The sequence below is a fragment of the Amycolatopsis sp. genome (assembly GCF_035546795.1).
Classification (GTDB): Bacteria; Actinomycetota; Actinomycetes; order Mycobacteriales; family Pseudonocardiaceae; genus Amycolatopsis_E.
Genome location: NZ_DASZWC010000004.1, coordinates 198456 through 210272, shown reverse-complemented (window position 1 = coordinate 210272; position 11817 = coordinate 198456). Strand labels below are relative to the sequence as shown.

Genomic DNA, 11817 nt, shown 5'->3' with positions numbered 1-11817 from the left:
GAATTTGTGGGGACCCTCCAAAGATGGTGCCCGGATGACCTTCCGTAACGGGAAGGTGTTGTAAGGATTGGGCAGTCCGGAACGTGAGACTGGTCACCAGAGGCCACGTGCGCGGGCCAGTCTGCCGACCGTCAGCGCGACCCTGAGCACCAGTGCGTCGCGGGGGTCGGTGGGGTTGCGGCCGGTGAGCTCGGTGGCGCGGCGCAGCCGGTAGCGAACGGTGTTGGGGTGCACGAACAGGGCTTTCGCGCAGGTCTCCAGCACGCCGCCCGATTCCAGGTACGTCTCGACGGTCTGCAGCACCGTCGGCCCGGCGGCTTCGAGCGGGTGCGCGATCTCGTCGATCAGGAGGCGTTCTGCTTCGGCGTCGCCGGACAGGGCGCGCTCGGGCAGCAGATCCACGGACCGGACCGGCCGCGGCGCCGCCGGCCAGCCCACGACCGCGCGCAGGCCGGACAGCGCTTCGGCCGAGCTGCGGTGGGCGTCGCCGAGGCTGGCCACGGTCGGCCCGGCGACCACCGGCCCTTCGCCGAAGGCGACGGCGAGCTTGTCCAGCACCGGCTGCTCGGACGCGCCACCCGCCACGATGATCAGCCGCGATCCCTGCACGCTCAGCAGTACCGGTTTGCCGACGCGGGCGGCGAGGCGCCGGACCTCGAACACGACTGTCGGCGGGTCGTCGGAGGAGGGGCTGCCGACGAGCACGGTGGCCGTCGCGGCCGGCTCCCACCCGAGCGCCGCCGCGCGGGAGAGCACGGCTTCCTCGGCGTCACCACGGACGATGCCGTCGACGACGAGCGCTTCGAGCCGGGCGTCCCAAGCGCCGCGTGCTTCGGCGGCGGCCGCGTAGGAGTTCGCCGTGGCGAACGCGATTTCCCTGCCGTAGCGGAGGATTCCCTCGATGAGGGCGGCCTGTTCGGCTTCGTTGGCGGCGAACTCGGGGAGTTGTTCCTCGAAGACCTCGATGGCCATCCGGACGAGCCCGACGGCTTGCCGGAGTCCGACCCAGCGGGACAGTTCCTGTGGGGCGCTGCGGAAGGCTTCGGTGGTGAGGCGGAGTGCTTCCTGGGAGTCGCGCAGCCAGTCCACGAAGCCGGCCGCGCCGGTCTGGGTGATCATCAGGATGCTGGCGCGCTGGTCTGCCGGCAGCCTGCCGAACCAGGGCAGGCGCTGTTCCATCGCGGTCACGCTGGCCGAGGCCAGCCGCCCGGACGCCCGCTCCAGCCGCCGCAGCGTCTTCGCCGACAACCCATGGTGCTTCGCCGCACCCCGCACGCCCGTGTCCGTCATGATTGGCCGATCGTACGTCGGCTCCCGGACCGTGAGGTCATGGATGCGGCCCGCACCTTCAAAGATCGAACGATGTCCTCGCCGGACGGGCTGGCTCCGGGATGACCAGGGGTTTCGCCGTACCGCTCACCTTGCGCGAGTGGTCCCGTCGGGCGTCATCCCGTCGCCTACTCCCGGGAGTATCACTTTGGCCCGGGCCCGCAATCTCGCGTCGTCGGCCGCCGTACCCGAGGCAGGTTGCGGGCCCGGGCCAAAGTGATTTCGAGGTCGCAGGCGACGGGATGACCCCCAACTAAGTTTTGCAGGCGCTCAAAACGCCGCCCGCCCGCTCCGCCCGCGCTCCGCCCACTACGCGCTCCGCCCGCCCGTGCCCGCGCTCCGCTCCCGCTTCGTCCGCGCACGCGCTCTGCGCGTAGCGCACACCCATGCTGGTCACCCGTCACGCAACCACGCTGGATCAAAAGAAGCTCGCACCGCGGGGGGCTTGGGGGCTCGGCCCCCCAAAATTATCAAGGCCTCGCCCCAGGGATGCGCAAAGCGCAGAACAGGGCATATGCGAGGCCGCCCGGCTTTGCGGTTCTCGCAATGCCGGGCGGCCTCATCTCCCCGGTCCCCACCGGTAGGTCCACTATGGACCTTGGAAATACCCTGACGCCAGTTGTCTCGCCCAATCGTGTAGTGGGATTACCGAGGGTGGGGAATCTGCGGGCCGGTTCGCGGGTTGGCGGGTGTGTGGAGTTCTTGTTGCAGCACGGGCTGACCGTTTTCGGGCAATGGATCTCGGTTGCGGAGCTGGTCGGGCAGTTGTGCGCGCTGGCGGTGGTGTTTCTCGCGCAGCGGCGCACGTTGTGGACGTGGCCGGTGCAGGTGGGCGCGACTGTGTTGCTGTTCACCGTCTACGCGTCCGCTCATTTGGGCGGGCTGGCGTCGCGGCAGGTCGCGATTCTGCTGATTTCGGTTTACGGCTGGTGGGCGTGGTCGCGCCGGAAGGATCCGGTGTACGGCGTGGTGGTGCGCCGGGGCCGGGCCGCGGAGCGGCTGGTGATGGCTGTGGCGTTCGCCGTTGGCACGGTGGTGATGGCGCTGGTGCTGGACGCTTTGCACGCGTCGTGGGCGCCGTGGCCGGATGCCGCGATTTTCATCGGCACGCTGGTGGCGTTCGCCGCGCAGGGCTTGGGGCTGGTGGAGTTCTGGCTGGTGTGGCTGGTGGTGGACGCGATCGGGGTGCCGTTGCAGATCGCTTCCGGGTTGTACTTCTCGGCCGCGATCTACGTGGTGTTCGCCGCGCTGGTGATCCAGGGCTGGTGGAGCTGGAACACCTCGGCGCGCCGGGTGCGGGAGCGGGTCACGGCAACATCCAGCTGAGCACGGTGCTCTGGCCCACGACGATCAGGCACATCACCAACAACAGTCCCACGCTCCACGGCAGCACCCGGCGCAACAACGTGCCCTCCTCGCCGGGCAGCATCGCGGCGGCGCAGGCGATGGAGAGGTTCTGCGGGGAGATCATTTTCCCGAGCACACCGCCCGAACTGTTCGCCGAAGCCAGCAGTTCCGGCGACAGTCCGGCCTGGTGCGCGGCGGTCACCTGCAGCGCGCCGAACAGCGCGTTGGCGGAGGTGTCAGAGCCCGAGACCGCGACGCCGAACCAACCGAGCACCGGGGACAGGAACGCCAGCCCGGCACCCGCGCCGGCGATGAAGTAGCCGATCGTCGTGGTCTGGCCGGACAGGTTCATCACGTAGGCCAGCGCCAGCACGCCGGTCACGGTGAGGATGGCGAAGCGCAGTTCGCGGATGGTCGCGCCGTATTCGTGCACCGAGTTCCGGGCGGAAACCCGCAGGGCGAGCACGGTGAGGATGCCGGCGATGAGCACGAGTGTGCCGCCGGTGTTGAGGAACGGCAGCGAGAACGTGTTGCCGGATACGGGTTTTCCGTTCGGCGCGGCCACGTGCAGGCCTGGCCAGTGGAATTTCCAGGTGACCGAATCCAGCAGTTTCTTCACCGGGCCGATCTGGCCGATCGAGAAGACCACGATGATCAGCAGGTACGGCAGGTAGGCGCGGAAGATTTCGCCGCGGTCCTCGGGCCGGTCGAGCGTTTCGGTCGCGGTGCCGGTGAGCACTGCGGCCCGTACCTCTGCGCGCGCGGGTTTGCGCGTGGCGGGCAATGCGACGAGCGCGGCGGCGCCGGCGAGTGCGGAGCCGATGTCGGCGAGCTGGGGCGAGACGAAGTTCGAGGCGGCGAACTGCACGGCACCGAACGCGATCCCGCACACCAGCGCGGGCACCCAGGTCTCCCGCAGTCCGCGCTTCCCGTCGATGATGATCACCAGCAGCAGGGGCACGAACAGGGCGAGCAGCGGGGTCTGTCGGCCGACGATCGAGGACACGGTGTCCAGCGGGATGCCGGTGACCTGCGCGAGCGTGACCACCGGGGTGCCCATCGCGCCGAACGCGACCGGCGCGGTGTTCGCGACCAGGGCCAGTACCGCCGCGCGCACCGGGGTGAAGCCGAGGGCGACGAGCATGACCGAGCTGATCGCGACCGGGGCGCCGAACCCGGCCAGTGCCTCCATCAGCGCGCCGAAGCAGAACGCGATCAGTAGGCCCTGGATGCGCGGATCGTCCGAGACGCGGCCGAAGGAGCGGCGCAGCACGTCGAAATGCCCGGTGCGCACGGTGATCCGGTAGATCCAGAGTGCGTTGACGACGATCCACATAATGGGGAACAGGCCGAACGCGGCGCCTTGCAATCCGCTGGAGATCGCCTGCACCACGGGCATGTCGTAGACCGCGACGGCGACGATCAATGCCACCAGCAGCCCGATCAGCGCGGCGTGGTGGGCCTTCATCCGGACGACGCCGAGAAGTACCAGGACCGCGGCCAGCGGGAGGACCGCGACCAGTGCGGAAAGGCCGAGTGACCCGGCCAGCGGGGCGAGTTCCTGCACGAACATGCCGACCTCGATTCCACCATGCGGAAGCCGTTTTCCGGCAGGCTGCCGAGATCATCAGCAGCGTCCCGGCCGACGTCAAGCGAGTCGTTCCGGTGGTTGATACGGGCCGCGGGACAACCCGTTCAGCGCAGTGTCGCGTGGCTGGGCTGCGGCGCCCTGACGATCACCCGCTTCGCGGGCATCACTCCCGGCCGATAGGGGCGAAAAGCCCGGCTCATTCCGCGTCGGCGAACAAACGAGAAGCGCCTGAATCGCCGGTTCGGCCCATTTCGGCAAGCCATTTGCTGAACTAATGTCACGAGTCGATTCACTGCACGTGCAGGTAGCGTCACCGAGATTTCTTGGGGTGAGGACGTCATGGGACGCCGACGAGGGTTTTTCGCGGAACTCGAGCACCAGCGCAGGCTGCAGGAACAAGAGCGACAACGGCAGCTCAGGGAAGAGGCCAAAGCGGTGCGCGAGCGTGAGCGAGCGCAACGAGCCCAGCAGCGGGCGCAGGCCCAGGCAGTCCGGGAACTCCCTGAACAGCGGGCCAAGGAGCAACAAGCGGACGCGGCGAACATGACGGAGGCAGTCGAAGCACGTGCGGCCGAACTCGCGACGGTGCTCACCGATGGGTTGCGTCATCGGGGCGTGTTCTCCTTCGCGCAGCTACGGGTGACTTACCGGTCCACGCCGTTTCAGGCACCGCTGAAACTGGCCACGCCAGAGCCAGCGCCACAGTGGGAGCGTTATGCCCCACCGCCCCCAAGCGGCCTCGCGCGGATGTTCAAGGCCGGGCACGAGCGTGCCGTGCAGGACGCTCGTGCCCGTTTCGATTACGAGTCGGCGCAGTACCAGGGGCGTGAGCAACGACGACTGGCGGCGCTCGCGCAGACCGAACGTCGCCACACTCAGTCGGAACAGTCGAAGCAGCAGCAAGCCCAGCGGAACAACGCCCAGGTGGACGATCTCGAACGGCGAGTCCTGGCACGAACGCCCGAGGCGGTCGAGGACTACTACGAATTGCTGACCGAGGCGTCTCCCTTGCCGTCGGCGATACCGATCGACGTCGATGTGGCTACCAGCCCGATGCTCGCAAGCTGCTGATCGTGCGTGAATTGCCGGGCGTGGAAATCATTCCGGAGTCGCGGGAATTCGCTTACATCAAATCGAAGGACGAGATCACGGCGAAGCCGAGGCCGGTCAAGGAGATCCGGCAGCGCTATGCAGGCCTGGTCGCCCAGCTCGTTTTGCGCACCATGCGTGACGTGTTCGAGGTCCGTCCGGCCGAGCTGGTGGACGAGGTCGCGGTCAACGCGCACGTATCGACCCGGAACAAAGCCACCGGACAGCCCGAACGGCCTTGCCTGGTCAGCGTCTCGGCCACCCGCGCCCAGTTCCAGGACCTCGTGCTCACCGAACTTGATCCGGCCGAGTGCCTGCGATATTTCAAACGCGCTGGTATCACCGCATCCGTGGGATCTGGAGGCCGTCCGGCCGATTTTCGACCCCGATCTGTCGAAATACCGGCTGGTGGACGCCGCGGACGTGGTGGCAGGGCTGGACGCGCGTCCGGTGCTGGTGGAGATGAAGCCGTTCGAGTTCGAAGTCCTGGTGAAACAGCTGTTCGAGGCGATCGGCCTGAAGTCATGGGTGACACAAGCTTCGCGGGATGACGGGATCGATGCCGTGGCAGTGAACGAAGACCCCGTGCTCGGCGGGGTCTGTGTCGTCCAGGCCAAGCGCTACCGGGGCATCATTCCGCCGGAGGCTGCGAGAGCATTGGCCGGGTCGATGGAGGACAAGAGGGCCAGTCGCGGCATCCTCGTGACGACGTCCTGGTTCGGCAAGTCGACTCATGATTTCGCACTCCGGCACGGCCGTATTCAGTTGATCGAGGGGCCGGAGCTCAAGCACCTCCTGGCTCGATACTTGAATCTGGACGTCATCACCGGGGAGCGCAAGGGCTCGCGCTGATGCTCAGCGCAGTGTCGCGTGGCTGGGCTGCAAGGCGGAAATCGTGCGCACGCCGAGGAGTTGCATGGTGCGGATGATCTCCGTGCGCAGGATTTCCACGCACCGCTGGACGCCGCGTTCGCCGCCGGCCATCAGGCCGTAGAGGTACGCGCGGCCGATCAGGCAGGTGGTGGCGCCCTGCGCGAGCGCGGCGACGATGTCCCCGCCCGAGAGGATTCCGGTGTCCAGCCAGACCTCGGCGCTGCCGCCGACGGCGTCCAGGGTCGGGCGCAGCAGCTCCAGCGGCGTCGGCGCACGGTCGAGCTGGCGGCCGCCGTGGTTGGACAGGATCACCGCTTCGGCACCGGCCTTCACGACGTCGCGCGCGTCGTCGGCGTTCTGGATGCCTTTCACCACAAGCTTTCCCGGCCAGCTCTCGCGCACCCAGGCCAGGTCGTCGTAGCTCAGCGTCGGGTCGAACAAGCTGTTGATCAGCTCCGCGACCGTGCCATCCCACGAGTCCAGCGAAGCGAAACTCAGCGGCTCGGTGGTCAGCAGGTTCACCCACCAGGCCGGATGTGTTGCTCCGTCGAGGAAAGTGCGGAGGGTGAGCGTCGGTGGGATGGTCAGGCCGTTGCGCACGTCCCGCATCCGCGCCCCGCCGACGGGGGTATCCACTGTCAGCAGCAACGTGTCGTAACCCGATTCCCACGCCCGGTCCATCAGTTCACGGCCGGCGCCGTGATCGCGCCATACGTAGAGCTGGAACCATTTTCGGGCATCCGGCGCGGCCTTGGCCACGGCCTCGATCGACGTGGTGCCCATCGTGGACAGCGCGTACGGGATGCGCTCCCGCTGCGCGACGCGGGCAACGGCCAGCTCGCCCTCGTGATGCATCATGCGGGTGAAACCCGTTGGTGCGAAAGCGAAAGGCAGCTCCGACCGGTTGCCGAGGATCGTCACGCTTGTGTCGACGTCGGCCACTCCTCGCAGCACGTTCGGATGGAACTCGACGTTGCGGAACGCCTGCCGCGCGCGGCGCAGGCTGTCCTCCAGCTCCGCCGCACCGTCGGTGTAGTCGAACACGGCCCTCGGCGTGCGCCGCCGGGCCACCGCGCGGAGGTCGGAAATCGTGTGTGCGCTGCCGAGCCTGCGCTCGGTGGGATTCAGCTGAACGGGCTTCGGCCGCAGGATCTGTTTCAGCTCGCCGGGCTTCGGTAACCGCCGCTTCGTCATCGTTTCACTGTGCCGTGCGGATGCCCCGGCGGCAATCGGCCGCCGGGGCACGCCGGATCAGGCGCTGCCGGAGTCCGATAGCTGCGGGCCCGCCGCCGACACGTCGTGGATGCGGTACTTCTTCGTCGCCTCCACGACCTTCGCCTGCTCGACCTCGCCGCGCCGGGCGAGCGCCGTCAGCGTGGCTACGGTGATCGACTCCGCGTCCACCAGGAAATGCCGCCGCGCCGCCGGCCGGGTGTCGGAGAAACCGAACCCGTCGGTGCCCAGGGTGACCATGTCGGCGGGCACCCACGGGCGGATCATGTCCGGCACCGCGCGCATCCAATCCGACACCGCCACGACCGGACCGGACTCGCCCTTGAGCGCCTGCGTCACGTACGGGACGCGCGGGTCGCTCTCCGGGTTCAGCAGGTTCTGCCTGTCCACCTCGACGGCCTCGCGACGGAGCTCGCCCCACGACGTCGCCGACCAGACCGACGCACGCACGCCCCAGTCCTCGGCGAGCAGCTTCTGCGCTTTCAGCGCGTCCGGCATCGTCACGCCGGAGACCAGGATCCGTGCCTCCGGGCCACCGCCGGCAGGCGCCTCGGCGTACCGGTACAGGCCCTTGAGCAGCCCGTCCACGTCGAGGTTCGCCGGCTCGGCAGGCTGCTGGTACGGCTCGTTGTAGATCGTGACGTAGTAGAAGATGTTCTCGCCGTTGCCGTCCGGGCCGCCCTCGCCGTACATCCGGCGCAGGCCGTCCTTGACGATGTGCGCGATCTCGAACGACCACGCCGGGTCGTACGCCACCACGGCCGGGTTGGTGGCCGCCAGCAGCAGCGAATGCCCGTCGGCGTGCTGCAGCCCCTCACCGGTCAACGTGGTGCGGCCCGCGGTGGCGCCCAGCACGAACCCGCGCGCCATCTGGTCCGCCGCCGCGTACAGGCCGTCGCCGGTGCGCTGGAAGCCGAACATCGAGTAGAAGATGTAGATCGGGATCATCGGCTCGCCGTGCGTGGCGTACGAGGTGCCGACGGCCGTGAACGACGCCGTGGAACCGGCCTCGTTGATCCCCTCGTGCAACAGCTGCCCGTGCTCGGACTCCTTGTACGCCAGCATCAGGTTGGCGTCCACCGAGGTGTAGGTCTGGCCGTGCGGGTTGTAGATCTTGGCCGTCGGGAACATCGAGTCGAGCCCGAAGGTGCGCGCCTCGTCCGGGATGATCGGCACGATCCGCGAGCCGATCTCCTTGTCCTTGGCCAGTTCGCGGACCAGCCGGACGAACGCCATCGTGGTGGCGACCTCCTGCTTGCCCGAGCCCTTGCGGACCAGGTCGTAGATCTTGTCGCCCGGCAGCACCAGCGGCTTCGCGCGGTTCGCCCGGCGCTCGGGCAGGAACCCGCCCAGCGCGCGGCGGCGGCCGATCATGTACTCGATCTCCGGCGAGTTGGCGCCGGGGTGGTAGTACGGCGGCAGCTTCGGGTTCTCCTCCAGCTGCGCGTCGCTGATCGGGATCCGCTGCGAGTCGCGGAAGAGCTTGAGGTCGTCGAGGGTGAGCTTCTTCATCTGGTGCGTGGCGTTGCGGCCCTCGAACGCCGGGCCGAGGCCGTAGCCCTTGATCGTGTGCGCCAGGATCACCGTCGGCTGGCCGTGGTGCTCCATCGCCGCCTTGTACGCCGCGTACACCTTGCGGTAGTCGTGGCCACCGCGCTTGAGGTTCCAGATGTCGGCGTCGGTCAGATCCTTGACCAGCTCCTTGGTGCGCGGGTCGCGGCCGAAGAAGTGCTCACGGACGAAGGCGCCGTCGTTCGCCTTGTACGTCTGGTAGTCGCCGTCCGGGGTGACGTTCATCAGGTTGACCAGCGCGCCGTCGCGGTCCGCGTGCAGCAGCGCATCCCACTCGCGGCCCCAGATGACCTTGATCACGTTCCAGCCCGCGCCGCGGAAGTAGGCCTCGAGCTCCTGGATGATCTTGCCGTTGCCGCGTACCGGGCCGTCGAGCCGCTGCAGGTTGCAGTTGATCACGAAGGTCAGGTTGTCCAGGCCCTCGCCTGCCGCGACGTGAATGAGCCCGCGGGACTCCGGCTCGTCCATCTCGCCGTCGCCGAGGAACGCCCACACGTGCTGGTCGTTCGTGTCCTTCAGGCCGCGGTCGCGCAGGTAGCGGTTGAACCGGGCCTGGTAGATGGCGTTCATCGGGCCGAGGCCCATCGACACCGTCGGGTTCTCCCAGAACTCCGGCATCAGCCGCGGGTGCGGGTACGACGGCAGGCCGCCGCCCTCACCGGCGTGCGAGTACTCCTGGCGGAACCCGTCCAGCTGCCGCTCCGACAGCCGGCCCTCGAGGAACGCGCGGGCGTACATGCCGGGGGAGGCGTGGCCCTGGAAGAAGACCTGGTCACCGCCGCCGGAGTGGTCCTTGCCGCGGAAGAAGTGGTTGAAGCCAACCTCGTACAGCGCGGCCGACGAGGCGTAGGTGGAGATGTGGCCACCGACACCCACCCCGGGCCGCTGCGCCCGGTGCACCATGATCGCCGCGTTCCAGCGGATGTAGGCGCGGTAGCGCCGCTCCAGCTCCTCGTCGCCGGGGAACCACGGCTCGTTCTCGGTGGGAATGGTGTTCACGTAGTCCGTGGCTGTCAGCGGTGGCACGCCGACGTTGCGCTCACGGGCACGTTCCAGGATCCGCAACATCAGGTAGCGGGCCCGTTGCCGTCCGCCACGGGCGAGCGCCTCGTCGAAGGAATCCAGCCATTCGGCTGTCTCCTCCGGGTCGATGTCGGGCAGGTGCGCCGCCAATCCATCGCGGATGACGCGGACTCGCGCGGGCGCCTGCGGGGTGCCGGCGCCGCTCGCGGCCTGGTCGTTCTGGGGGGCCAAGGGATCTCCTCGCCGGTTGTTGCTTCGGGTAGCCGGGCACACGCCTTCCAGCGCGTACTCTGCCTGTCATCGTCGTCTTTCCGCGGGCTCTCGTCATCGCTACTCTGCGGTAACGTTTGCCCACCTCACAGCGGAATTCGCATACTGCAGACGCACGCGCGCGCGAGGCACCATCCACCTTAGGCCAGCCTCCGCCGGACGGGGGCAAACCGGGTCGCGGAAGGAGTACGCGGGCTCCTGCCCTTGCGAAACGACTTGGCAGAGATCCGGTGTGGACGGTTGCGCCACGGCCCGCGGACGTGTTCGCTAGCCCCATCCGTGTATCCAGTGACCGGAGCCGCCGGTCACGCATCAGCAGTTGGAGGAGTGACAGCAGTGGTCGCCGCTGGAGACGCTGACAAGGGCAGCGTCGCCGAGAGGCTTGGGATCAAGCCGGACATGGTGGTTCAGGAGATCGGCTGGGACGAGGACGTCGACGACGACCTGCGTGCCTCGATCGAGGAACATATCGGTGGCGATCTCCTCGACGAGGACACCGACGAGGTCATCGACGTCGTGCTGCTGTGGTGGCGTGAGAACGACGGGGACCTCGTCGACGCCATCATGGACGCACGCACCCCGCTCGACGAGAACGGCGTGATCTGGGTGCTGACTCCCAAGACCGGACAGCCGGGGCACGTCGAGCCGAGCGAGATCGCCGAGGCCGTGCCCACCGTCGGGCTGGCGCAGACCTCGAACATCAGCGTCGGGGCCAACTGGGCGGGTACCAAACTGGTTCCCCCGAAGTCGAAGTCCAAGCGCTGAACGCCCGCACGCTAAGGTTGGTGTGCAGACGTAACGCGCGACGTGGGAGAGGTGCCAACTTATGGCGGTCGAGGTCGGTTCGCAGGCCCCTGACTTCACGCTCAACGACTACAACAAGCAGTCGGTGACGCTGTCGTCCTTCAGGGGTGACAAGCCGGTGCTGCTGGTGTTCTACCCGTTCGCTTTCAGCGGGATCTGCACCGGCGAGCTCTGCCAACTGCGCGACGAGTTCGCCGAGTACGACGGTCAGGGCGTGCAGGTGCTCGGGGTATCGGTGGACACCCCGTTCTCGCTCAAGGCGTGGGCCGAGCAGCAGGGGTACCAGTTCCCGCTGCTGTCGGACTTCTGGCCGCACGGCGAGGTCGCTCAGAAGTACGGGGTCTTCAACGAGGGCGCTGGACTCGCGGTCCGCGGCACCTTCCTGATCGACAAGGAAGGCGTCGTCCGCTACGCCGAGGTCAACCAGCCCGGCGAGGCCCGCGACCAGTCGTCGTGGAAGAAGGCCGTGGCGGAACTGCCCGCCTGATTTTTCTCCACCGGTGGTGCCCGCGGTGGGCACCACCGGTCGAGGGCGCATAGCTCAGCGGAAGAGCACTTGCCTTACAAGCAAGGGGTCGCAGGTTCGAACCCTGCTGCGCCCACCGTGTTCGGCGGCCGTTGGCCGCGTTCCCGGTGTCGTGTCTCGTTGTGGGGGGCGCCCCCCACCTCCCGCGGTGTGAGCTTCT

9 protein-coding genes and 1 tRNA gene are annotated in these 11817 nt (G+C 68.0%); 6 read left to right on the top strand and 4 right to left on the bottom strand.

Going from position 1 to position 11817, the window contains the following annotated elements; all coding sequences use genetic code 11:
- Positions 1–93: 93 nt before the first annotated feature.
- A complete protein-coding gene (locus VHD82_RS06175) occupies positions 94–1290 on the bottom strand; it encodes a PucR family transcriptional regulator (RefSeq protein ID WP_325697890.1) in 1197 nt (398 codons plus the stop codon).
- A gap of 732 nt (positions 1291–2022) precedes the next feature.
- On the opposite strand from VHD82_RS06175, the gene VHD82_RS06170 reads away from it, so the two are divergent.
- On the top strand, positions 2023–2655 hold the full coding sequence (locus VHD82_RS06170) for a nicotinamide mononucleotide transporter family protein (protein ID WP_325697889.1): 633 nt from the start codon (positions 2023–2025) through the stop codon (positions 2653–2655).
- Here VHD82_RS06170 and VHD82_RS06165 read toward each other — a convergent pair.
- The gene (locus VHD82_RS06165; RefSeq protein WP_325697888.1) at positions 2636–4249 is read right to left on the bottom strand and encodes an L-lactate permease; all 1614 of its coding nucleotides are present in this window, start codon (positions 4247–4249) and stop codon (positions 2636–2638) included. The two genes, VHD82_RS06170 and VHD82_RS06165, sit on opposite strands and share 20 nt — an antisense overlap.
- 357 nt (positions 4250–4606) lie before the next feature.
- Between VHD82_RS06165 and VHD82_RS06160 the strand changes: the two genes are divergently transcribed.
- Both VHD82_RS06160 and VHD82_RS06155 read left to right on the top strand, forming a co-directional pair.
- On the top strand, positions 4607–5338 hold the full coding sequence (locus VHD82_RS06160; RefSeq protein ID WP_325697886.1) for a hypothetical protein: 732 nt from the start codon (positions 4607–4609) through the stop codon (positions 5336–5338).
- Between the two features lie 315 nt (positions 5339–5653).
- Positions 5654–6208 carry a restriction endonuclease gene (locus VHD82_RS06155; RefSeq protein WP_325697884.1) on the top strand — a complete coding sequence of 185 codons (555 nt, stop codon included), beginning with the start codon at positions 5654–5656 and terminating at the stop codon, positions 6206–6208.
- A gap of 3 nt (positions 6209–6211) precedes the next feature.
- Here the strand turns inward: VHD82_RS06155 and VHD82_RS06150 are convergent, their stop codons facing one another.
- Both VHD82_RS06150 and aceE read right to left on the bottom strand, forming a co-directional pair.
- Positions 6212–7423, bottom strand: a complete 1212-nt coding sequence (locus VHD82_RS06150) for an alpha-hydroxy acid oxidase (protein WP_325697882.1) — start codon at positions 7421–7423, stop codon at positions 6212–6214.
- Between the two features lie 57 nt (positions 7424–7480).
- Entirely contained in the window at positions 7481–10288 is a 2808-nt protein-coding gene (gene aceE / locus VHD82_RS06145) for a pyruvate dehydrogenase (acetyl-transferring), homodimeric type (RefSeq protein ID WP_325697881.1), read from the bottom strand.
- Between the two features lie 375 nt (positions 10289–10663).
- Here aceE and VHD82_RS06140 point away from each other — a divergent pair, with 375 nt between their 5' ends.
- From VHD82_RS06140 to VHD82_RS06130, 3 genes are all read left to right on the top strand, one after another.
- Positions 10664–11092, top strand: a complete 429-nt coding sequence (locus VHD82_RS06140; RefSeq protein ID WP_325697880.1) for a DUF3052 domain-containing protein — start codon at positions 10664–10666, stop codon at positions 11090–11092.
- Between the two features lie 61 nt (positions 11093–11153).
- Positions 11154–11618, top strand: coding sequence for a peroxiredoxin (locus tag VHD82_RS06135; protein WP_325697878.1), 465 nt, complete (start codon positions 11154–11156; stop codon positions 11616–11618).
- A 43-nt stretch (positions 11619–11661) separates the two neighbouring features.
- Positions 11662–11733: transfer RNA gene (locus VHD82_RS06130), tRNA-Val, on the top strand.
- The last annotated feature ends 84 nt before the right edge of the window (positions 11734–11817 follow it).